We start from the raw sequence: 22,475 nt of genomic DNA on the forward strand, positions 1-22,475 counted from the left end.
AGGAGCACGACAGCTATTCGTTCGCGCCCTTAAACACCCTTCGCCCGCGCGCGGAAGCTGTGCAACAGCGGTTCGGTATAGCCGTTCGGTTGGGTGACCCCTTCGAACACCAGCGCGCGCGCGGCCTGGAAGGCAAGGCTGCTATCCTCATTTCCGCTCATGGGACGGTAGAGCGGATCGCCCGCATTTTGCGCATCGACCTTTGCCGCCATCCGCCGCAGCGCCGCGTCCACTTCCTCTGGGGAACAGACGCCATGCAGCAGCCAGTTGGCCATATGCTGGGATGAAATACGCAGCGTAGCGCGATCCTCCATCAGCCCGATGTCGTGAATATCGGGCACTTTCGAACAGCCCACGCCCTGGTCGATCCAGCGGACAACATAGCCCAATATGCCCTGGGCATTATTGTCCAGCTCGTCCCGAATGTCCTGATCGGACCAATTCCTGCCCTCCGCGACCGGAATCGTCAGCAGCGCGTCAAGGCTGGCAACGGCCTCGGCCCGGCGTTCCGCCTGCCGGGCAAAAACATCGACCGTATGATAATGGGTCGCGTGCAAGGTCGCTGCGGTGGGTGAAGGCACCCAGGCGGTGTTCGCTCCGGTCATGGGATGACTGATTTTCTGTTCCATCATGTCGGCCAGGCGGTCTGGCGCGGCCCACATGCCCTTGCCGATCTGCGCCCGGCCTGACAGGCCACAGGCAAGGCCGATCTGGACATTGCGGTCTTCATAAGCCTTGATCCAGGGCGTGGTCTTCATGTCGCCCTTGCGGATCATTGGTCCCGCCTGCATCGACGTGTGGATTTCGTCCCCGGTGCGGTCGAGGAAGCCAGTGTTGATGAAGACGATACGGTCGCGCACGGCATGGATGCAGGCGGCGAGATTTGCGGAGGTGCGCCGTTCCTCATCCATCACGCCGACCTTGAGTTGATGGCGATCCAGCCCCAGCACATCCTCGATCGCGTCGAACAGGTCGTTGGTGAAGGCGGCCTCTTCGGGTCCGTGCATCTTGGGCTTGACGATATAGATGCTGCCCGCCCGGCTGTTGACGAATGTTCCAGTGCGCCGGATGTCGTGCAACGCGATCAGGCTGGTGACGATGCCGTCCAATATGCCTTCGGGTGCTTCCCTGCCATCGGCGAGCAGGATGGCGGGCGTCGTCATCAGGTGGCCGACATTGCGCACGAACAGCAGCGACCGGCCCGGCAGGGTGAAGCTGCTGCCGTCGGGCGCGACATAGCTGCGGTCGCCATGCAGGCGGCGCGTCATCATCGCGCCATTTTTTTCGAAACTATCCTCCAGGTCGCCCTTCATCAGGCCCAGCCAGTTGGCATAGGCCGCAACCTTGTCAGCGGCATCGACCGCCGCGACCGAATCTTCGAGGTCGCAGATGGTCGATAGCGCCGATTCCAGCATGATGTCGGCCAGATGCGCGGGGTCGTCGCGCCCCACCGGATGGGCGGCGTCGATCACCAGTTCGATATGGAGTCCATGGTTGCGCAGCAGGATATTGTCGCCCGACCGACCGGCAAACTGCGCCGGATCGCGAAGCTCTGGGACGCCCCCCGTCCAATCAGCCCAGCTACCCTTCGCAAGCGGCGCCGCGCCGTCCAGAAACGCCTTTGCCCAGGCGATGACCTGAGCGCCGCGCGCAGCATCATAGCCCTTGGCGGATGGTGCGCCGGGGATGGCGTCGGTGCCGTAGAGCGCGTCATAAAGGCTGCCCCACCGTGCGTTGGCGGCGTTGAGCAGGAAGCGGGCGTTGAGGATTGGGACGACCAGCTGCGGCCCGGCCAACCGAGCCAACTCATCGTCGACCCGCGTCGAACCGATGGTGAAGGGCTGCGGCTCCGGCACGAGATAGCCGATGTCGCTCAGAAACGCCTGGTACTCCGCTCCGTTCAGCGCCTGCCCGGCGCGGTCCTTGTGCCAGGCGTCGATCTGCGCCTGCAACTGATCCCGCTTGTCCAGCAATGCCGCATTGCGAGGGCTGAAGCGGGCGAAGATTTCGGCGACCCCGGTCCAGAATCGATCATCTTCGATGCCAGTGCCCGGCAACGCCCGCTCATCAATGAACCGCGCCAGTTCCGGCGCGACCTGAAGGCCAGCCTTGTCGATCCGGTCGTGCATCAATCCCTCCATCTGTCACCCATGCTATAGACCTGCGGCCACCATCGCACTAGACGACAAAATGGATAAGAATATTCTCCTGTGGAGAAAAGATGAATGATGGACCCCGACTATGAACTGTTCGCCAAGGCGGTAGAGGTTGGCAGCCTGTCGGCGGCGGGTCGCATGTTGATGATCTCGCCCGCGATGATGTCCAAGCGGATTGCCAGGCTGGAGGCGCGGCTGGGCGTCAGGCTGGTCCACCGCACGACGCGCAGGCTGGCGCTGACAGAGGAAGGCGCGATGTTGCACGGGGATATCGTGGCCATTCTGGACGCTATTGCGCAAGCGGAAGATCGCGTGACGAACCGTCTGCGCACCGCATCCGGGCCGCTGCGCATATCCGCGCCGACGTCCTTTGGTCGGCTGCATGTCGCGGCCCATGTCGGCGATTTCCTGAAGGCCTATCCCCATGTGGAACTGGAACTGAATCTGACCGATGCCTATGTCGATCTGCTGGTAGAGCAAGTCGATGTCGCGATCCGCATCACGAGTGAGGTGCCCGCCAGTTTGGACGCGCAGTTGCTGGCCCCCAATCGGCGGATATTGTGCGCCAGTCCCGCCTATCTTGCGGAACATGGCATAGCAGAGCGGATCGAGGATTTGGCGCGGCATCGCCTGCTGGCGGCGGATGGGCAGTTGCCATGGCGGCTGGTCAACGGGCGGTCCCGCAAGCTGGTTGAAGGGCGCAGCCATGTTCGCACCAACTCCAGCGAGATTGTGCGCGAACTGGCGCTTTCAGGCGTGGGGATCGCCCTTCGGTCGCTCTGGGACGTGGGGGTGCAGCTGGCGGAGGGGCAGCTGGTGCGGGTGCTGGACGGCTGGGAAGGTCCCGGCGATCTGGGCGTTTACGCCGTCTATCCCCGCGCGGCATTCCGCCCGCTTGTCGTCGATGCCCTCATCGCCTTCCTGCGGGACCGCTTCGGCGACGCGTCATGGAACGCCGATCAACAGGTGCGAGACAGGGCGCTGCGGACTTCGGGCGTCACCGTGTAAACAGCCTCGCGCTGGGCTCCCCTATTGGCATGGTCGATGCGATAGCCCTGATAGTGACGACGCAATAATCCTGCCCGCACGAGGTCAGACACAGCGCGGCTGATGTTTGTCCGGCCCGACCGCATGATGCGGGACTGGACCTCCTCCTCTACGCGGCGTTCTGCATCAGCGGTGTCGCCGGGCCTGCCCAGCGCCAGTTCCGCCCGCACGGTTTCAACCATGGCTAGGCGGCGGCAATCCCGGTTGGCGAGCGGCGCGAGCGCCTGACACAGCCAGTCGCGCACTGGCACCATGTCGCGATCGACCGGCACATAGGGGCCAAGGCTGCCGTTGGTCCCCGCAGCTTTCGCAATCAGGTTCAGGACCAGAAGCGCATATCGGGGCCGCTTCGAAACCAGGGAAATCCGCTCAACCATGGCGGGCAAATCGGGAACCGGCCTGGGGGGACGCGGCAGGTCGAAAAGGTCGGGCTGGTGGAACATATCAGGAATCTAGCACATCGCGACTCGATGTGAATCCCCCCTGGAGCCTTTCGCTCACAAAAATCACCCGTGTCACTTTACCCGGACGAGGATAAGCGAGGTGTCCGATATCACCCTCTCAAAGGCCCTCTGCTTCATTGCTGAGAAAGGCCATCTGCTTAAAATCGCAGCTCTCGGAAAATCACGCATGTCACTTTACCAGCGGAAAGTCGGTAAAGTGACATTGGTGTCACTTCAACCTTCTGTTGGGTCGCCTGCTTCGTCCCTGTGTGAAGGGCAGCAAGTGAACGCTCCGAAACTTCAGGGAAATTTTGCCGCCGCCGAAATTCATGGCACCACTCAGCTTCCGGCTGGTTATGCCGTCTGGAACATGATCATGACGCGAACCACCCTTCTGAACAGAAATGCTGTGCCCTGTATTGAGCCTGCGGGCACATTCTGGCGGCATCATTTTCAACCGCACCGGGACGCGCGTCGTGGCTGATTTTCGCAACAAGCGCAGGTCCTGCCTGTTCGTCGTCGCCATGTTGGTTGGACTGCTGATCCTTGTCGCACTGATGATCTACACCAGCGACAGAGCGCCTGATCCGGCGTCCCGCCCGCCCGATGGCGCGATGCCGCCGCAGGGCGAGCCGATGCGACCGGCGAAGGCAAAGGCTGCGCTATTCCACCCGATCAAGGATGAATGATCTGGCCCCGGCCCTGCCGGTTCACCATTGGCCTTTTCCCCGCCCTCACGCTAAAGGACGGGCCATGTTCGCCAGTCACGCCGTCTCATGACCATTCCCCAATGGCTTTCCATCGCGACGCTCGCCGGCATGATGGGCCTCTTCATCTGGGGGCGGTTTCGTTATGACGTGACGGCGGTAATCGCGCTGCTGGCGGCGCTGCTGGTCGGCATAGTCAAGCCCAAGGACGCCTTTACCGGCTTTTCCGACGACATCGTCATCATCGTCGGGTCGGCGCTGGTCCTGTCGGCGGCGGTCCAACGGTCCGGCGCGATCGAAACCGCGCTCGGCTTCATTTCGCAGCATATTCGCAGGGTCAGCTCGCAATTGCTGGTCCTGACCGCTTCGGTTGGCTTTGCCTCTGCCCTGATCAAGAATGTCGGGGCACTCGCCATGTTGATGCCCGCAGCGATCCAGATGGCGAAGAAGAATGACGCCAGCCCGTCCGTCTACCTGATGCCGATGTCGTTTGCATCGCTGCTGGGCGGGCTGATGACGCTGGTCGGCACGTCGCCCAACATCATCGTCAGCCGTGTGCGCGAGGACATGACCGGCGAGCCGTTCCGCATGTTCGACTTCTTTCCCACGGGCTTTGGCCTGCTGGTGATCGGCCTCATCTTCCTGCGCTTTGGTTACCGCCTGCTTCCCAGGAACCGGCAGGGCGTGCCGACTATGGGAGAGGCGCTCAACATTTCCGACTATGTGACCGAAGCTGCCGTGCAGGAAGGGTCGCCCGCCATTGGGGACAGCATCGCGGATTTCCTGGAACGGCACGAACATCAGATCACGGTGACAGGCCTGTTGCGCGGCGACATGCATGGCGCGGTGGAGCCATATGTCCACTTGCAGGAAGGCGATGTGCTGATCCTGGGGGGCGCGCCCGACGCGCTGGAGCGCGTGATCGCGCGGGACAGGCTGGCGCTGACCGGTGCCGATGACAAAGCGGATGAAGATGCGGACGACATTGGCGTGATCGAGGCGGTGGTGACCACCGATTCCGCGCTGATCGGCCGCACGGCGGGCCGCCTGCTGCTGCGCGAACGCTTCGGCATCAACCTGATCGGCGTGGCGCGCGCGGGCGAGACGCTGACGCGCAAGCTGGGGCAGACGGTATTGCGCGCGGGCGACGTGCTGGTGTTGCAAGGCTCCATCGCCCTGTTGCCCAACCGGCTGCATCAACTGGGCGTTCTGCCTTTGGCGCAGAGGTCGATCCGGCTCGGGCTCTCGCAAAAAGGCTGGCTACCGCTGGCCATCCTGGCCATCGCCATGACCGCCACCGCGACCGGCGTTATCCCCGTGGCCGTCGCCTTTTTCGCGGCTGCCGGGGCCGTGATCATCACGGGCGCGCTGCCGGTGCGGGAAGCCTATGAGGCGGTCGAATGGCCCATCCTTATCATGCTGGGCGCGCTGATCCCGGTCAGCGAATCGCTGCAAAGCACGGGCGCGTCGAACGTCATCGCGACCCAGCTTTCGCACATTGCCGCAGTCCTGCCGCCCTGGGGCGCGGTGGCGTTGATCCTGGTGGCGGCGATGGCGGTGACGCCTTTCCTCAACAACGCCGCGACCGTTCTGGTGATGGCCCCGATCGCGGCTGTTTTCGCCCATGACCTGGGCTATCGACCTGAAGCCTTTCTGATCGCCACCGCCATTGGAGCGGGATGCGATTTCCTGACCCCCATCGGACATCAGTGCAACACGCTGGTCCTGGGACCGGGCGGATACAAGTTCAGCGATTATGCCCGGCTGGGCGCGCCGCTGTCGCTGCTCGTCGTCCTGCTTGGCACGCCGCTGATCCTGTGGGCCTGGCCGCTGTAGAAATCCCGCCAGGACTACCCTGTCCGATAGTTCACCCCGCCCTTTTGAGCTGCTTGCCTTCACGGCGATTTAGGAGGAACATCGCGGCTCCACGCGGCCATCCCCGCAGAAGGATGGATGAGTTGGAGGAGAGCCAGAATGAGCGGCAGCGATGTGCGGGCCGTCGCGCTCGTAGGACCCGCCGGAGCGGGCAAGACCAGCCTTGCCGAAGCCATGCTGTTCGTCGCGGGAGCCATCCCCCGCCAAGGATCGGTCGCAGCGGGCAGCAGTATCGGCGACGCAAGCCCCGAAGCACGGGAACGCGGCAGTTCGACCGAACTTAACATCATGCATTTTGAATGGATGGGGGATGGATTTTCCCTGATCGATGTCCCCGGATCGCCCGGTTTTTCGGCGGACGGCGCGGCTGCGTTGCATATGGCCGACCTGGCGATTGTCGTAGTCGATCCCGACCCCACCCGCGCCGCCCTGGCCGAACCGGCGCTGAGGAAACTGGAGCAGGCAGGCATTCCCCATGCGCTGTTCGTCAACAAGATGGACCAGGCGCGGGGCAGCATTGAAGAGCTGCTGGCCGCACTCACCCCCATGAGCAAGGCGGCGCTGGTCGCTCGCCAAATCCCGATCCGCAACGACGACAAGGTGGTGGGTTTTGTCGATCTCGCCCACGAACGGGCCTACCGCTATGAGCCGGGCAAGGCATCGACCCCGGTTGCGATTGCGCCGGACCTGGAAAGAGAGGAAGTCGCTGCCCGCTTTCACATGCTGGAACAGTTGGCCGATCATGACGACATGCTGCTGGAGCAGCTATTGTCCGATGAGCAGCCCAGCCTGGATACGATCTTCGCCGATCTCGCAAGGGAAACGGCAGGCGGGCTGATCGTGCCGGTGCTGTTCGGGTCAGCCGCCAGTGGCCTTGGCATCCGGCGGTTGCTCAAGATGCTGCGGCACGACACCCCCCATGCAGGCCAGACAGCGGCACGGATCGGCGCGGATGGCAGCTGCGTTCAGGTCTGCAAGATATCCCATGCCTCGACAGTGGGGCGGCTGGCCATTGCGCGGCTGTTCGGCGGTCCCCTGTCCGACGGGGGAGAGTTGATCGACGCCGACGGCCAGCCTACGCGGGTGGGCGGCCTGTTCACGCTTCAGGGCGGATCGGCGACCAAGATCGCGTCCGCTCCAGCCGGTTCCATACTGGGCATCGCTAAGGTCGATGCCGTCCGGGCGGGCGACGCACTTGGCACGGCGGGCGCGCCAGTCGCCGCCCCCTTGCACCTGCAGCCGCCGGTAGCGAACTGCACTGTCGCCATCGCGGCCAAGGATCACAAGGACGAGGTCCGGCTGTCAATGGCGCTCAATCGCCTGGCCGAGGAAGATCCCGGCCTGCGCTGGGACCAGGACGATGTTTCGCGTGAAGCGTTGCTGCACGGCATGAGCGAGGAGCATCTGGCGGTCGCCGTCCATCGGCTGAAGCGCCGCTATGGCATCGCTTTGTCGGTGCAGCGTCCAACCATCGCCTATCGGGAATCCATTCGCAGGCCGGTCACGCAACGCGGTCGCCACCGGAAACAGTCGGGTGGCCATGGCCAATATGGTGACGTCGTGCTGGAAGTCCGGCCATTGGAGCGCGGCGAAGGCACTTTGTTCGAAGAACGCATCACTGGCGGGGCCGTGCCCCGGCAGTGGATACCCGCCGTTGAAAAGGGAATGATGGACGCGCTGGCGAAAGGTCCGCTCGGATTTCCGGTGGTGGACGTGGCGGCGGCGCTGGTCGATGGGTCTTTCCACAGCGTGGACAGTTCGGAGCTGGCGTTCCGCATGGCAGGGCGGATCGCGACGGCGGACGCGCTGGCCGCAGCATCGCCCTATCTGCTGGAGCCGGTCGCGCACGTCACCATCACCGCGCCGGGAAGCGCGACGTCCCGCATCACCTCACTCGTGGCCAGCCGTCGCGGGCAAGTGCTGCGGCTGACCACGCTGGAAGGCTGGTCGAACTGGGATGTCGTCGAAATGCTGCTGCCTGAGGCGGGATTGCACGGGCTGGAAGCGGAAGTCCGGTCGATGAGCCAGGGCATGGCCCATTATGAGGCGCATTTCGACCATCTGGCCGAAGTTGCGCCCAAGCTGGCGGGCACGATTGTCCAGGCGGCACGGCAGACCGCCTGACCGTTCAACACGACCTTCAAGGAGGTGCGAGCGATGAACCCCAACAAGGCTTTATGGGAAAAAGGCGATTTCACGCGCCTGGCGCAAACCATGCGGGAGAGCGGCGACGAGCTGGTGGAAAGTTTGAATGTGCAACCCGGCATGGATGTGCTGGACCTTGGTTGCGGTGATGGCACCACCGCCCTGCCATCCGCATTTCGCGGTGCGAAGGTGCTGGGGGTCGACATTGCATCCAACCTTGTGGCCGCCGGGCAGGCGCGCGCGCGGGAGGCGGGCCTTACCAATATCCGGTTCCAGGAAGGTGACGCGTCCAAACTGGATGCCATTGCAGACGATAGCTTCGACCTGGTCGTCAGCATGTTCGGCGCGATGTTCGCGCCCCGCCCCTTCGACGTCGCGCGGGAAATGGTGCGCGTGACGCGTAGGGGTGGCCGTATCGTCATGGGCAACTGGATTCCGGGTGATCCCACCCTGATCGCCCGCATCCTGCAGACCTGCGCGCTCTACACCACGCCGCCGCCCGAAGGATTCGTCAGCCCGATCAGTTGGGGCGTGGAGGACAGTGTGCGTGAAAGATTCACCGCTGCTGGCGTGCGGGATGACGACATAAGGTGCGAGCGGGCGACATACACATTCCGCTTCCCCGGCCCGCCATCTGCGTTTCTGGATGTGTTCCGCAGCTATTATGGCCCGACAATGAATGCCTATGAGGCGGCGGCCAGCACGGGGCGCGAGGCGGATCTTCACACGGAACTCACGCAGCTTTTCGAACGAGAAAATCGCGGCGATGCCAATCACAGCGAAATAGCCGCCACTTATTTGAAGGTCATGGTCGACCGATAAAGGCGGGTCGCGCGATTAGAGCATGATCCAAGTCGTCGGATGATGCCATCTGACTGGAAATGCTCTAATCCGCCTGGAATGCCAGTTCCTCGAAAGAGCGGCGGGTGTCGTCATTTTCAAGCCCCGCCGCCTCTCGGCCCGTGATCACGCCCTTCAACAGGATGAACAGCCCATATTCCCAATTACGCTCGTTCACTTCGAGCAAAAATGCCGGGAGGAATTGCCGCACCAGGGGGGCTTCCTCAGGCGCGCGGCTCATGAGCGCTTTTTTCACAGAGGCGGCGCGCGGCTTTCCTTCATCGCTCATGGTCCGGTCGCGTTTCGCGGCGGCGGCGGCACCGATTACCATGTGGGACACGGCGTGACGCAATTGCAGCGCCTCCTCCCCCGAAAAGCCGCGTTTGGTAAGGGTGGCCAACCACATTTCCCCGGCGTCGATTTCGACGAAGTGCGATTGTCCGCCGCTCAACCAGGTTTCAAGTAGTTCGCCTTTCATGGTCAACATCTCGAACAGGGCGCGGGCATATTCGACGACCCATGTCGGCCATGGCTGTCCACGATCGGCCGGGAAATCATGATGCCGGGACGCAAAGGCAGTGGCGAGTTGCACCAGTTCCTCGCGCGTCGATACATAGCCATACAGGACGGCCTTTCCCACGCCGAGCCGTTCCGCCACGGCGGCCATGGTCAGCTGCTGCAGGCCCACGGCCAATGCCGCTTCCAGCACCTGTTCCAGTTCCAGCCGCCTGGGCCGTCCGCGTGGCGAGGGACGAGGGACGTCCGCTTTCATCGAAATAACTGCTCCTGCGCCGCGAGATAGCCAGACCGTGGGTCGCTTCTTCCCGCCTATCGCTGCCCGCAATCGCGCCCCGCCGTCAAGTGAGGACAGTCACCGGGCCCCTGCAATAGCCATATTATTCCGTATCAACCTTGGCGTCGAAGGTAATCGGTCTCACGCCGCGCGAAGGAAGTCCGCTGTCGGCTTGCCCGGTTGCGCCATGCGCAATTCGCCCAGCACGCCAGCCCAATAGCCCTCTGACCCGTCGGCCAACCGCCATCCGTGCAGGCGACGGGTCAGCAGTTGCAGGTCATATTCTTCGCTGATGCCGATCGCGCCGTGCACCGCATGGGCGATGGCGGCGATCTGCGCGGCGGCCAGACTGGTGCCATGCTTGGCGACAGCGGCGTCCGGGAGGCGTGGAGCGAGGCCGGACCGTGCGCCGATGGCGGCGGCGATGCGGGCGGCGACGGCTTGCTCCGCCAGGACGGACAGCTGCTGTTGCACCGCCTGCTGCTTGCCGATGGGCTTGCCGAACTGGCTGCGTTCATTGGCGTAGGAGACGGTCATTTCCATCACTCGCCCAGCCGCGCCGGAAATCAGCATCGCACGCAGCACGGCGGCAATGGGGCGGAGCGCCTTGCCATCAAGGCCGGTCGCATAGGCATCGACGTCGTGATGAACGCCGGTCGCCTGCACCTTCGCTTCAGTCAGGATCGGGGCGTCGGGCGTGCCGGACAGGATGTGCGAGGCGACAGCCCCGAACGGGACCGCTCCTGCCCCCGTCGCGATGACGATCGGCCCGGCGGGCGCTTCGACTCCGGCAGCCGCCAGAAGTGCGCGCGCGATCATCGTGTCGCCGACCGGCAGCGGCACGGCATGGCGGCCAAGCAGTGCGATCAGCGGCGCGGCATCGGCGAGCGAGAGACCCGCACCGCCCGCATCTTCCGCCACCAGCGCGTCCAGAAAGCCGGATTCCACAAAGCCATCCCACATGGCGCTGGCATCGCCGCCCGCTTCCACCGCGCGTACGGCGGCGGGGGTGCACAGATCCTCTATCAGGCGGGCGAAGGGGTCGATCAGTTCCTGCATGTCCATCATCCGTCCCCTTATCTGAGCCCCAAGCCGCGCGCGATGATGCCGCGCAGGATTTCCCGCGTACCGCCGCGCAGCGAGAAGCTGGGCGCGACGTGCGTGACGTACAGCAATGTGCGGTAGAGTTCCGCATCGACCGGCTCATCCGGGTGCGCGGCAAGGTCGTCGCCGATCAACTGCGGCACGGACTGTTCAAAGCCGGTGCCAAGATCCTTCATCAACGAGGCTTCGACCACGGGGCTTTCCCCGGCCACCAGACGCGCGGTGACGGCGAGCGACATTTCCCGCAGCACGGCGAGTTGTGCGGTCAGCGATCCGACCAGGCGCATGGTGGCGCTGTCCTTGCGGCCGACAGCTTCCAGATGACGGACCCAGGCGTCAATCAGCACGACGGAGGAATAGATGCGCTCTGGCCCGCTGCGTTCGAAGGCCAGTTCGGCGGTCACCTGTTTCCACCCCTGCCCTTCCGCGCCGATCAGCGCGTCGGGGGCGAGGCGGACATTGTCGAAGAAGACTTCGGCGAAATGCGCGTCGCCGGTCAGGTCGACGATCGGGCGAATGGTGATGCCCGGCAGTTTCAAGTCAACGATCAGCTGCGACAGGCCCTGCTGGCGATCGGCGCTGGTGCCGGAGGTGCGCACCAGGGCGATCATGTAATCGCTGTGGGTTGCGTTGGTGGTCCAGATCTTTTGCCCGTTGAGCAGCCAGCCGCCATCTTCCTGCGGTTCGGCGCGGGTGCGGACGCTGGCAAGGTCGGAGCCGGAACCCGGTTCGCTCATGCCGATGCAGAACAGCGCTTCACCCTTGCAGATGCGGGGGAGGTAGAATTGGCGCTGTTCCTCTGTGCCGAAGTGGCGGATCAGTGGCCCGCTCTGACGGTCGGCGATCCAGTGGGCGGCGACCGGGGCGCCGGCGGAGAGCAGTTCTTCGACGACGACGAAGCGGGTGAAGGGACTGCGGTCGGCACCGCCGTAGCTTTGCGGGATCGACAGGCCGAGATAACCCGCCTGTCCCAGTTTCCGGCTGAAGGAGGCGTCGAAGCCCACCCAGGAACGGGCGCGGCGGTGGACCGGGAGTTCGGCGATGGCTTCGGCGATCAGAGCGCGCAGGGCGGGGCGAATTGCTTCGTCCTCTGGCGGCAGGGCGGAAAGAGTCAGTGTTTCGAACAAGCCGGCCTCGTCAAACCATGAATGAAGTAGGGGACTGAATCGCGTTTGTTGGGGCGAGTGTCCAATATCGATTGTCCGAAGATCGATATTTATTGACTATCGGAAGCGATGGCAGCGAAGTTTTGCGCAAGCGGACTGGCGCGATCGCGGGGGAGGGCGACGCCGGTCTGCACGGGCACCTGTTGGGCAAGGCGGACGAGGCGGACGCCCTGCGGCACTGACCCTGCGGCGCGGGATGGGACCAAAGCGACGCCGAGGCCAGAGCGCACCAGGGCGAGGACGGCGCTCAACTGCGCGGCTTCCTGGGCGACGATGGGCATGAACCCGGCCTTTTGACAGGCGGTGAGGGTGATGGAGTGGAGCACGCTGATGCGGCTTTGCAGGATGAACGGCTGCTGCGCCAGCGCGCTGAGTTCGACGCTGTCGGCGCTGGCGAAGGGACTGCCGACGGGGATGGCGGCGTGCAGTTCGTCCGGGTCGATCACGCGTGTATCGACCGCCGCGATGTGGAGCAGCGGAAGCCGCACGAGGCCGACGTCCAATTCCGTCGCGGCCAGTTTTCGCGCGATTTCGGCGCTGGTCGCTTCTTCGAGGACCAGTTCCACGGCGGGATAGCGACGGCGATATTCGGTGATGAGGCGCGGCAGCAGTTCGAAGGTCGCCGAACCGACAAAGCCGACGCGCAGCCTGCCCCGTTCGCCCACCGCGCCTTCGCGCACCGCTTCGCGAAAACGGTCCGCCTGCGCCAGCGTCGCCCGCGCGATTTCCAGCGAGCTGCGCCCCGCTGGCGTCAGCGTCACCCCCCTGGACCCACGGTCGAACAGCGTCGCGCCCAGTTCCGCCTCCAGCTTGCGAATGGCGACGGTCAGCGGCGGTTGCGAGATGTGGAGCCGTTCAGCGGCACGGTGAAAATTGCCGGTGTCCGCAAGAGTGACGAAGTAACGCAATTGGCGCAGTTCCACGATAGCCCCTGTGTATCGGTAAAGCGGAAATCAATATTAGCGCCAAAAGATGCCAGCGCCTAGCGTGCCGCGCAAACCCACCCAGTTTTTCAGGCCTAATTATCAGGAGAGCCGACTTTGGACCCGTTTCTGCTCATCGAGCGCGATGGCCCCGTCGTCATTGCCCGGTTCAACCGCCCCGCCGAACGCAATGCCATTTCCGAAGTCGAGCATAGCGAGGCGATCGTCGATTTCTGCCGTCAGATGGTGCGCGACACGTCGGTGCGGGCCATCGTCCTGACCGGCGAGGGCAAGGCGTTCTGCGCAGGCGGCAATGTGAAGAACATGGCGGACCGGGCGGGCATGTTCGGCGGATCGCCCTATGAAATCCGCAACAGCTATCGCACCAGCGTCCAGATGATCGGCCCGGCCCTGATGGAACTGGAAGTGCCGATGATCGCCGCGATCAACGGCCCGGCCATCGGCCTGGGGCTGGATATCAGCTGCATGTGCGACATCCGCCTGATGGCCGACACGGCGGTGGTCGCGGAAAGCTATGTGAAGCTGGGCATCATCCCCGGCGGTGGCGGCGGATGGCTGTTGCCGCGCCTGATCGGCCCGCAGCGCGCCAATATCATGACGCTGACCGGCGACGCCATCGATGCGAAGACCGCGCTGGAATATGGGCTGGTCGCGGAGGTGCTGCCTGCCGACAAGTTGATGGACCGGGCGCTGGAACTGGCGACGAAGATCGCCGCCAATCCGGGTCACGCCACCCGCATGGCCAAGCGGCTGATGCGCGAAGGCGCGGACATGAAGCTGGCCACGCTGCTGGAAATGGCGGCGAGCTATCAGTCGATGGCCCATTATACGCAAGATCATCATGAAGCGATTGCCGCATTTCTGGGCAAGCGCGCGCCGGAGTTCAACGACAAGTGAGCGAGACTATTTCACCGCAGCCCACCGGCCCCCTCGCCGGGATCAAGGTGCTGGACCTGTCCCGCGTGCTGGCCGGGCCATGGTCCACGCAGATATTGGGCGATCTGGGCGCGGACGTCATCAAGATCGAACAGCCCGGCCAGGGCGACGACACGCGCCGCTGGGGGCCTCCCTTTCTGGACGACGGGTCCAAGGACGCGGCCTATTATCTGTGCGCCAACCGCAACAAGAAATCGGCGGCCATCAACCTGGCCGATCCGCGCGGTGCGGAGCTGATCCGCAAGATCGCGGCGGACGTGGATATTGTGGTGGAAAATTTCCGCGTCGGCGGCCTGGTCAAATATGGGCTGGATTACGCGACCCTGTCGGCGATCAATCCAAAGATCATCTATTGTTCGATCACCGGATTTGGCCAGGACGGGCCGTACAAGGATCGCGGCGGATACGACTTCCTGATCCAGGGGATGAGCGGCCTGATGTCGATCACCGGACGCCCGGACGATGAAGCGGGCGGCGGGCCGATCAAGGTCGGCATTCCGATCAGCGATCTGGTGACGGGGCTATATTCGACCATTTCCATCCTGGCGGCGCTGGCCCATCGGGACCGCACCGGCGAAGGCCAGCAGATCGACATGGCGTTGCTGGACACGCAGGTCGCGCTGCTCGCCAATCAGGCAAGCAATTACATGAATGGCGGGATGATCCCGCGCCGTTTGGGCAACGAGCACCCCAATACCGTTCCCTATCAGGATTTTTCCTGTTCCGACGGCGACATATTGGTGGCGCTGGGCAATGACCGGCAGTTCCGCAGCTTTTGCGAGCTGATCGGGCGGCCTGACCTGCCCGACGATCCGCGGTTCAAGGATAATGGCGGGCGGTCGCCCAACCGCCATGCCTTGCAGGATGAAATGCGGCCCGCCATCGCCAAATGGACGTCCGACGACCTGATCGCGGCCATGGAAGCGGCCAAATTGCCCGGCGGACGGGTGAACGACATCCCCCATATATTGGCCGACCCGCAAATCGAAGCGCGCGGCGTGATCCGCGAAATGGTGCGGTCCGACGGGACTGTGGTGAAGGTGCTGGGCTATCCCGGCAAATTTTCCAAGACGCCCGCCGATTACCGCCATGCCCCGCCCCGTTCGGGCGAGGATACGCGTTCGGTGTTGTCGGACGTGCTGGGCATTGATGAGGCGGCGATTGCAGAGCTTGTAGAAGCAGGGGTTGTCGCGGAGAAGCTGCATTGAGGAACCTTGCTCCCCCTCCCGCAGGCGTTCAAACGAGGCACGTGACTCGTTTGAAGGGTTAGGGGTAGGCGCGAGCGGAGCGAGCGTCTGGCGCTGACCTTGGGCATTGCGCTGACGTTGCGCTGGCCCAACCCCCGGCCCCCCCGCCTGCGGGAGGGGGAGTGTGTGAGGCTGCTTCTGGATTTGGAGAGGAAAGAACATGACCATGAAGATCGGCTTTATCGGCCTGGGCGCGATGGGGCTGCCCATGTCATCCAACCTGCAGCGCAAGGGCTTTGCCGTCACCGTTTTCGACATTGACGATGCGAAAATGAGCAAGGTCGCCGAACTGGGCGCGGCCAAGGCGGCGAGCGTGGCCGAGGCTAGCCGGGGGCAGGACATCGTGATCACCGTGCTGCCCGCGACGCAGCATGTGGAAGCCGTGGTGCTGGGCGAGGACGGCGTGCTGGCCAATATCGACGCGGGCGGGCTGCTGATGGACCTGTCCACCATCGATGCCAAGGGGACCGACCGGGTCGCCGCCGCCTGCGCGGCCAAGGGCATCAGCTTTGTCGATGCGCCGATTGGGCGTCTGGCGATGCATGCCGAACGCGGGGAATCGCTGTTCATGGTCGGCGCGGAGGATGCGGATTTCGCGCGGGTCGAACCGGCGCTGAACGCCATGGGCACCGACATTTTCCGCTGCGGCCATCCCGGCATGGGCAGCCGCATGAAGGTGATCAACAATTTCATGCTGCTGTCGACGGCGCAGATTGTCGCGGAATCGCTGGCGCTGGGGACGAAGCTGGGGCTGGACATCCAGACCATGCATGATGTGACGGGCGCCACCACCGCGCGCAACGGCCAGTTCCATGTACTGATGGCCAACAAGGTGCTGAAGGGCGACATTGAACCGGGCTTTACCATCGACCTGGCGTTCAAGGACCTGAGCCTGGCGATGAACGCAGCGGCGGAAAACCGCGTCGGCCTGCCCATGGGCGCGGCGGCCCATGCCGTTTTCGGTGGGGCGCGCGCGACCAAATATGCGTCGAAGGATTATAGCGCGCTGTTGAACCATGCGTGCGACAATGCGGGCGTCGAAACGCCCAAAATGGAGTGAGGGAAGCGGGAAGCGATTTGACGCCGACATCGGGTTGCGGAGAATTGGTTCCCACTTGTCGGCGCGATGCTGTAAGCGGGGCGAGGCCCTCCTTTCTGCGGTGACGATCTTTCCATGGCGATAACGATATTGGGCGCGCTGGTGCCTGTGTTCGGGCTGATCATGCTCGGTTATGGCTGTGGCCGCACCAATTTGCTGGGCGACCGCGCGTTTGAAGTGCTGAACCGTTTCGTCATCGGCATCACCCTGCCGGTGCTGACGTTCCGGTCTATCGCGCAGATGGACCCAGGCGATTTGGCGATGCCGTCAATGTTCATTGCCGTGACCGGCGGCGCGCTGCTTACCTATGCGATCGGTTTCGGGATCGAAAAATGGCTGGGCCGGACGAGCAGTGACGCCAATATCGCGGGACTGTGCAGTTGTTTCAGCAATACCGGTTTTATCGGGTTGCCCGTCGCGCTGCTGACATTTGGCCAGGGGTCGGTCGCGCCAGTGGCGGTCGCGATGCTGATCTATTCCGCCGTCATCTTCACCGTCAGCATGGTGGTGAGCGAAATCGCGGCCAATCACGGCCATGGCACGATGAAGGGGATCAGGCTGGCGGCGCGCGCGGTGTCGCGCAATGCGCTGATCCTGATGGCGGTGATGGGCGTGCTATGGTCGATCCTGCGGTTGCCGCTGGGCGGGCCGTTGGACGTGCTGCTGGAGACGCTGGCGCAGGCGACCGCGCCGTGCGCGCTGACCGCCATCGGCATTTTTATCGCCCTGCCCCGGCAAAACGCCGCGCCCGCCCCGATCGGGCGGTCGCTGGTGCTGAAACTGGGGGTGCATCCGTTGATCACCGCCGGGTTCGTGATGATGTTGCCGCCGATGCCGACCCTTTGGGCCAAGACCGCGATCCTGATGGCGGCGATGCCGTGCGGTGCTTCCAGTTTCGTGCTGGCGGGCAAGGCCGGGCGGTGGGCGATGGAGTTGAGCGCATGGGCCGTGACGTTGACCACGACCCTGGCTTCGGGGTCGCTGATCGCCGTGCTTTGGTGGTTGGGGAATTAGAGGGGACTGTGGTTCATGGGAGTGCCCGTTTGGGCTGTTTGAACGAGCCGTTTGTCTCGTTCAAATATCGAGGCCCTTCTCTCTTCTGACGCGGGGAGGCTTAAGAAGTAAAGCCGTTGGCTATCGCCGCCCTTCGGGTCGACAAGCTCAGGGCGAACGGAGGAAGGGGTTTTCGGTTTAACGCTTTTTGTGGCCTACCCTTCGACCACCTCAGGGCAGGCTTTTCCGCGCGATGCTCTAGCTATCCGCGCAGGCCGGATCGACCTTTGGCCCCGACGTGATCTTGGCGATGGTTGGGTCATATTTCAGATTGTGCACCGATATCGACGTTTCCACGCGGCGGACGCCGGGCAAGGTGCGGATCTGGTCGATGACGATTTCGTTCAGTTGTTCGATATTGGTGAACAGGCCCATGGCGAGCAGGCTGAACCGGCCCAGCATCAGCACCACGCAGTTGATTTCGGGGATCTGCCGGATCGTTTCGGCCAGGTCCGACACGCAGGACGGATCAGCGTCGATGCCCAGCATGCACAGATTGGGCGACCCCGCCATGCGGAAATCCTTGACCACGGTGAACTGGATCAGCCCTTCATTCTGCAACCGTTTGATGCGGGTGCGGATCGTGCCTTCGGTCACGCCCAGTTCGGCTGCGATGGCGCGGTTGGAAATGCGCGCGTCGCGGCCCAGTTTTTCGACGATCTTGCGGTCCAGCGCGTCCAGGCGCTGCCAACTGGCCACGCTCACAGCGGCGCCACGTTGAATTCATATTTGACGATGTCGACGGCGATCCCGGATTCCAGATGCGCGACGCCTTCGATCCCGGCGATATGATCGTAGAGGAAGTTCTGGATTTCCGAAAAGTCGTGCAGGGCGACCATCAGTTCCAGGTCATTGGCCCCGTTCATGATGTTGACGCTCAACACTTCGGGGAAACGCGCCAGGTCACGCCCGACATCCTGCGCGCTGCGCCCCCATATCTTTACGCCCACGGCGATGATGATGTTGTAGCCCAGCGCGGCGAAATCAGTGACGGCGACGACCCGCATGGCGCGGCTGTCTTCCAGTTTTTGCAGGCGGGCGGAAACGGTGGCCGCGGTGACGGACAATTGTTTGGCCACGTCCTGGTTGGTGGCGCGCCCGTTGGTCCGTAGAATTTCAATGATGCTCGTGTCCAAAGCATCCAGCGGTGGCGGCGTCATCGTCCGCCCGCTTCGTATCTGCATTAGTGCCCACCTCTCAATTTGGCCGGACCATAGCGTGCCGAATCATAGAGCGCCAGATGTCATGATCCGGGCGGACTAGGTCGTGAGTCCAGGCGGGACCACCGCCGCAATCATCGCACCATCAAGCGTCGGTTAGCGACTATTTGGCACAATCCTCTTCCCTTTCGCTGTCGCAATGCGTAACGGATAGGGAGGCCAGCGATGCACCAAACATCGCCCGCGCGGCCCCGTGCCCGCCCTAAAGCGAGACCATTCCCACGGAAAGGTCGACCTATCCATTCAGGAGAATGCCATGCTTTCGAAAGTGACGCTCGCCAACACCGACCTGCAGGTCAGCCAGCTGTGCTACGGCACCAACATGCTGGGCTGGAACCTGGACCAGGACCGGTCCAACGCCATCCTGAACAAGTTCGCCGCGCTGGGCGGTAACTTCGTCGACAGCGCCCGGTCCTATGGCGACTGGATGCCCGACGCCCCCAAGGGCGCGAGCGAGCGCGCGATCGGCGCGTGGTTGAAGACGCAGAAGCGCGACGACGTGGTGGTCGCGACCAAGGGCGGCTTTTTCGACATGCGCGTGGGCGACTATCGCAACCGGGTGAACCCGACCGACGTCGCCAGCGACCTGAATGAGAGCCTGGACCATCTGGGCGTCAATACGATCGACCTCTACTGGCTGCACATGGACAACCCGGAAACGCCGGTGGCCGAACTGATCGACTTCCTGAACGAACAGAAGGCAGCGGGCAAGATCCGCTGGTTCGGCGCGTCGAACTGGACCGCCGACCGCGTGCTGGAAGCCAATGCCTATGCCAAGGCGAACGGCAAGACCGGCTTTGTCGCGGTCGAACCTTTCTGGGGCCTGGCCAAGCCGAACGAAGGCAATGCGATGCAGCAGGGCTATCAGCTGTATTTCGAGGATCATGGCAGCGCGCTCAAGGATGCGGGCGTCGCCATCATCCCCTATTGCGCGCAGAGCCGTGGCTATTTCAGCATGCTGGAAAAGGGCGAAGTCGCCGAAGCGCTGCAGGGCTTTTACGACAATCCGGCGAACGAAGGCCGTTTCAACGCGGCCAAGGCCGTGGCCCAGCGCCATGGTGTGAGCGTGGCGGAAGTCGTGCTGGCCTATCTGATCAACCAGCCGGGCCAGGTCATCCCGATCTTTGGCGCGTCCAGCCCGGAGCGGATCGAAGAAAGCGTGAAGGCCGCGAGCCTGAAGCTGTCGGCGGACGAGCTGGCCGAACTGCGCGCTGAATAAGGACAAGGCGGCCGGGGCGGTTCATGCTGCCCCGGCTGCTCTTTTGTAGCGGTCATTCGTTCAGATTGGCACCGCCCATCTGGCGAAAAAAGCTGCCGGTCCGCCGTCGATCATTCCGAGATATTCCCCTCCCGTAGACGGGAGGGGTTAGGGGTGGGCGCGAGCGAAGCGAGCTTCAAGCTTGGCCTTTGAAGAACATCGCCAATGTTGCGCTGGCCCACCCCCGGCCCCTCCCGCCTGCGGGAGGGGAGAAGGATATCCGCTTACCCACTCGTCAGCGCCATTCTTACATTGAATCTTATGCGGACATAAACCGAACTGGCAGCACCGGCGTGACTCGCCAGGCTTTTGATCCGGCCAAATCGCTGGGATGGGTGGATTTGAGACTGTCGGGTTTCGGAACGCCCGTTCGCTAAGGCGACGCGCAGCATCGGCCTTTTGCATCAGCCTTGACGTTGCCACGATCTGACAGGCAGTCCATTAAGTCTATGTCAGTCAGCGGCATAAGGCGTAGGAAGATGATGGGCTACACATATTTTAGTGAGCGGCAGCGGGCTTCCTTTGATGCGTGGTTCGCCTCGGCGTCTGATGACGATCGGGCAGAGTGCGTCATTGCATGGAATTATGGCTTGGGTGGCGGAATAGAGACACTTCAAAGTATAGTGGAACGCCCCGACTGCGACTTAACAACCGCGCTTACGATTTTCTGGTCGTCAGATGCAATCCTCTATCTTGCAAAATACCCAAATGAGCAGGCTGCAAAAGCTGCGGGAGAGGGCGACCTCTACAAGCTCCTTGCGTCGATAATCCACAGGTATCGGGAGAGTGGATTTGCTCATTCGGGATTGAAGCTTGATATGTCTGACATTGGCGGGAGAGTCTCCATAACGGAGAAACTAGCGGACCATGATGATCTTGCCGCTCCTCCCACCATGGCCTCGTCCATTCTTGGGCGACCTCCAGTTCGAACGACAGAATTTGATATGTATGGAGTTCCCATGTTCATCGCGCAGCTCGACGATCCAGATTGGGGTGACTACGTAAAACGCACTTTGGGGTCGCTCCAGATTGACCTATTCTAGCGAATGTCCAAGCGGAACGGCTGGTTTCAGAGTTTCGATAAACGCTTGAAAGCGACCGACTATGGTCGACGAGCGACAGGGAGCTATTTCCGCCCACCATCGATCGCGTGCCCCAAAAGACGACCGGCAGCCATAGCGTTCTCTCCGCCGGAAAGCCGACAGTCTCAAAATCGGCCTCTACGGCCCTTTCATTACACACTAGACGTTCGCAAATGGTCGCGCGCGTGTTCTGTCAGCTTTGCCGTCTGGAGGCTGCTTCGGATTGACGACTATTGTGCTCCTGCGCAGGCAGGAGCCCAGTTCATGCGGCGGGACTGGGTTCCTGCCTTCGCAGGAACATTGTTGCACGGGGAGGCTGTGCTTCTGCTGACGCCCTCACTTTTTCGAGAAGAGGCGAAGCCGTGGCTATCGCCGCACTTCGCTCCGGCCTGCCTTATTTAATCACCGTGCAGTGCGCGGCGTAGGGCGATGGTCATGTCGTTTTTCATCCGCTGGGACACGGGCGCATCGGGCATGACGTCGAAGCCGTGATAGGCACCGGGATAGACGTGCAGTTCGGTCGGCACCTTTGCTTCGATCAGGCGGCGGGCATAGTCCAGGTCTTCGGCCAGAAACAGGTCCAGCGCGCCGACGGTGATGAAGGCTGGCGGCAGTCCCGACAGGTCGGCGGCCCGCGCGGGCACGGCGTAGGGCGGCACGTTGGTCCCGCCCGGTTCCTGCCCCAGCAGGCAGCGCCAGCCAAAGCTGTTGGCCTGCGGCGTCCACACGAACGCGCCCAGATGGTCCGGCTGCGGCGTGACGCAGGTGCGGTCGTCCAGCATGGGGTAGGTCAGATTTTGATGCACGATGGCGGGGCCGCCCCGGTCGCGCGCCAGCAGCGTGAGCGCGGCGGCCAGTCCACCGCCCGCGCTTTGGCCCGCGACCGCGATGCGGCTGGGGTCGATGCCCAGCTGCGCCGACTGGTCGACGAGCCAGAGCAATGCGGCGTAGCAATCCTGCACCGATCCGGGCGCGGGGGTTTCGGGGGCCAGCCTGTAGTCCACCGATATGATCACCGCCTCCACGGACGCGGCCAGCGTCATCATCATGCCGTGGCCGGTGGTGACCGATCCGACGATATAGCCGCCGCCGTGGATTTGCAGGATGGCGGGCCATGGCCCTGAGCCTGCGGGCGTATAGATGCGGACGGGAACGGCGTGCCCGTCCGGCGTCGGCACCTGTTCGTCCCGCCACTGGACGCCGGTGCCCACAGGTTCGGGCATGGCCCCGGATGCCTGCTCCATCCCTTCGCGAATGGCGGGCAGATACGCCTCTTCAAGGTCGAGGGCGGGCATCAGTTCCAGGCCAGGCAGCAGCGCCGGATCGACCAGGTCACGCATCGATTTACCTCCCCTTCCCG

Annotated in this window: 21 protein-coding genes; 12 read left to right on the forward strand and 9 right to left on the reverse strand. The window is 63.3% G+C overall.

What is annotated here, in order from left to right:
- Positions 1–29 precede the first annotated feature (29 nt).
- Positions 30–2,129: a malate synthase G gene (locus FHS54_RS15390; protein ID WP_167305018.1), complete on the reverse strand. Its 2,100-nt coding sequence runs from the start codon at positions 2,127–2,129 to the stop codon at positions 30–32.
- A 96-nt stretch (positions 2,130–2,225) separates the two neighbouring features.
- On the opposite strand from FHS54_RS15390, the gene FHS54_RS15395 reads away from it, so the two are divergent.
- A complete protein-coding gene (locus tag FHS54_RS15395; RefSeq protein ID WP_167305019.1) occupies positions 2,226–3,164 on the forward strand; it encodes a LysR family transcriptional regulator in 939 nt (312 codons plus the stop codon).
- Here the strand turns inward: FHS54_RS15395 and FHS54_RS15400 are convergent.
- Positions 3,116–3,646: a hypothetical protein gene (locus tag FHS54_RS15400; RefSeq protein WP_167305020.1), complete on the reverse strand. Its 531-nt coding sequence runs from the start codon at positions 3,644–3,646 to the stop codon at positions 3,116–3,118. The genes FHS54_RS15395 and FHS54_RS15400 overlap by 49 nt on opposite strands.
- A gap of 100 nt (positions 3,647–3,746) precedes the next feature.
- Here FHS54_RS15400 and FHS54_RS15405 point away from each other — a divergent pair, with 100 nt between their 5' ends.
- From FHS54_RS15405 to FHS54_RS15425, 5 genes are all read left to right on the forward strand, one after another.
- Positions 3,747–4,130, forward strand: a complete 384-nt coding sequence (locus FHS54_RS15405; protein ID WP_167305021.1) for a hypothetical protein — start codon at positions 3,747–3,749, stop codon at positions 4,128–4,130.
- The gene (locus tag FHS54_RS15410; protein ID WP_167304511.1) at positions 4,123–4,335 is read left to right on the forward strand and encodes a hypothetical protein; all 213 of its coding nucleotides are present in this window, start codon (positions 4,123–4,125) and stop codon (positions 4,333–4,335) included. Before FHS54_RS15405 ends, FHS54_RS15410 begins: the two co-directional genes overlap by 8 nt.
- Before the next feature lie 87 nt (positions 4,336–4,422).
- On the forward strand, positions 4,423–6,189 hold the full coding sequence (locus FHS54_RS15415) for an SLC13 family permease (protein WP_167305022.1): 1,767 nt from the start codon (positions 4,423–4,425) through the stop codon (positions 6,187–6,189).
- A gap of 138 nt (positions 6,190–6,327) precedes the next feature.
- Positions 6,328–8,352: an elongation factor G gene (locus tag FHS54_RS15420; RefSeq protein WP_167305023.1), complete on the forward strand. Its 2,025-nt coding sequence runs from the start codon at positions 6,328–6,330 to the stop codon at positions 8,350–8,352.
- 33 nt (positions 8,353–8,385) lie between these two features.
- Entirely contained in the window at positions 8,386–9,195 is an 810-nt protein-coding gene (locus FHS54_RS15425) for a class I SAM-dependent methyltransferase (protein ID WP_167305024.1), read from the forward strand.
- A 64-nt stretch (positions 9,196–9,259) separates the two neighbouring features.
- On the opposite strand, the gene FHS54_RS15430 is transcribed toward FHS54_RS15425, so the two are convergent.
- The 4 genes from FHS54_RS15430 to FHS54_RS15445 all read right to left on the reverse strand — a co-directional run bounded on the left by FHS54_RS15430 (position 9,260) and on the right by FHS54_RS15445 (position 13,199).
- Positions 9,260–9,985, reverse strand: a complete 726-nt coding sequence (locus tag FHS54_RS15430; protein ID WP_167305025.1) for a TetR/AcrR family transcriptional regulator C-terminal domain-containing protein — start codon at positions 9,983–9,985, stop codon at positions 9,260–9,262.
- A 162-nt stretch (positions 9,986–10,147) separates the two neighbouring features.
- Positions 10,148–11,074, reverse strand: coding sequence for an acyl-CoA dehydrogenase family protein (locus tag FHS54_RS15435; RefSeq protein ID WP_243855797.1), 927 nt, complete (start codon positions 11,072–11,074; stop codon positions 10,148–10,150).
- A gap of 8 nt (positions 11,075–11,082) precedes the next feature.
- A complete protein-coding gene (locus FHS54_RS15440; RefSeq protein WP_167305026.1) occupies positions 11,083–12,237 on the reverse strand; it encodes an acyl-CoA dehydrogenase family protein in 1,155 nt (384 codons plus the stop codon).
- A gap of 89 nt (positions 12,238–12,326) precedes the next feature.
- The gene (locus tag FHS54_RS15445) at positions 12,327–13,199 is read right to left on the reverse strand and encodes a LysR substrate-binding domain-containing protein (protein ID WP_167305027.1); all 873 of its coding nucleotides are present in this window, start codon (positions 13,197–13,199) and stop codon (positions 12,327–12,329) included.
- A gap of 117 nt (positions 13,200–13,316) precedes the next feature.
- On the opposite strand from FHS54_RS15445, the gene FHS54_RS15450 reads away from it, so the two are divergent.
- The 4 genes from FHS54_RS15450 to FHS54_RS15465 all read left to right on the forward strand — a co-directional run bounded on the left by FHS54_RS15450 (position 13,317) and on the right by FHS54_RS15465 (position 17,516).
- Complete coding sequence (locus FHS54_RS15450) at positions 13,317–14,117, forward strand: crotonase/enoyl-CoA hydratase family protein (protein ID WP_167305028.1); 801 nt, start codon at positions 13,317–13,319, stop codon at positions 14,115–14,117.
- Complete coding sequence (locus tag FHS54_RS15455) at positions 14,114–15,364, forward strand: CaiB/BaiF CoA transferase family protein (protein ID WP_341785987.1); 1,251 nt, start codon at positions 14,114–14,116, stop codon at positions 15,362–15,364. Before FHS54_RS15450 ends, FHS54_RS15455 begins: the two co-directional genes overlap by 4 nt.
- Positions 15,365–15,563: 199 nt before the next feature.
- The gene (locus FHS54_RS15460; protein ID WP_167305029.1) at positions 15,564–16,463 is read left to right on the forward strand and encodes an NAD(P)-dependent oxidoreductase; all 900 of its coding nucleotides are present in this window, start codon (positions 15,564–15,566) and stop codon (positions 16,461–16,463) included.
- A 114-nt stretch (positions 16,464–16,577) separates the two neighbouring features.
- Entirely contained in the window at positions 16,578–17,516 is a 939-nt protein-coding gene (locus FHS54_RS15465) for an AEC family transporter (RefSeq protein ID WP_167305030.1), read from the forward strand.
- 237 nt (positions 17,517–17,753) lie between these two features.
- On the opposite strand, the gene FHS54_RS15470 is transcribed toward FHS54_RS15465, so the two are convergent.
- On the reverse strand, positions 17,754–18,260 hold the full coding sequence (locus FHS54_RS15470; protein WP_167305031.1) for an AsnC family transcriptional regulator: 507 nt from the start codon (positions 18,258–18,260) through the stop codon (positions 17,754–17,756).
- Positions 18,257–18,739, reverse strand: a complete 483-nt coding sequence (locus FHS54_RS15475) for an Lrp/AsnC family transcriptional regulator (RefSeq protein ID WP_167305032.1) — start codon at positions 18,737–18,739, stop codon at positions 18,257–18,259. The genes FHS54_RS15470 and FHS54_RS15475 overlap by 4 nt, the downstream gene beginning before the upstream one ends.
- Positions 18,740–19,031: 292 nt before the next feature.
- Between FHS54_RS15475 and FHS54_RS15480 the strand changes: the two genes are divergently transcribed.
- Positions 19,032–19,994, forward strand: coding sequence for an aldo/keto reductase (locus FHS54_RS15480; protein ID WP_167305033.1), 963 nt, complete (start codon positions 19,032–19,034; stop codon positions 19,992–19,994).
- A 518-nt stretch (positions 19,995–20,512) separates the two neighbouring features.
- Positions 20,513–21,076 carry a DUF4274 domain-containing protein gene (locus FHS54_RS15485; protein ID WP_167305034.1) on the forward strand — a complete coding sequence of 188 codons (564 nt, stop codon included), beginning with the start codon at positions 20,513–20,515 and terminating at the stop codon, positions 21,074–21,076.
- 437 nt (positions 21,077–21,513) lie between these two features.
- On the opposite strand, the gene FHS54_RS15490 is transcribed toward FHS54_RS15485, so the two are convergent.
- The gene (locus FHS54_RS15490) at positions 21,514–22,455 is read right to left on the reverse strand and encodes an alpha/beta hydrolase (RefSeq protein ID WP_167305035.1); all 942 of its coding nucleotides are present in this window, start codon (positions 22,453–22,455) and stop codon (positions 21,514–21,516) included.
- Positions 22,456–22,475 lie beyond the last annotated feature (20 nt).

This window comes from Sphingobium vermicomposti (assembly GCF_011762025.1).
Lineage (GTDB): Bacteria > Pseudomonadota > Alphaproteobacteria > Sphingomonadales > Sphingomonadaceae > Sphingobium > Sphingobium vermicomposti.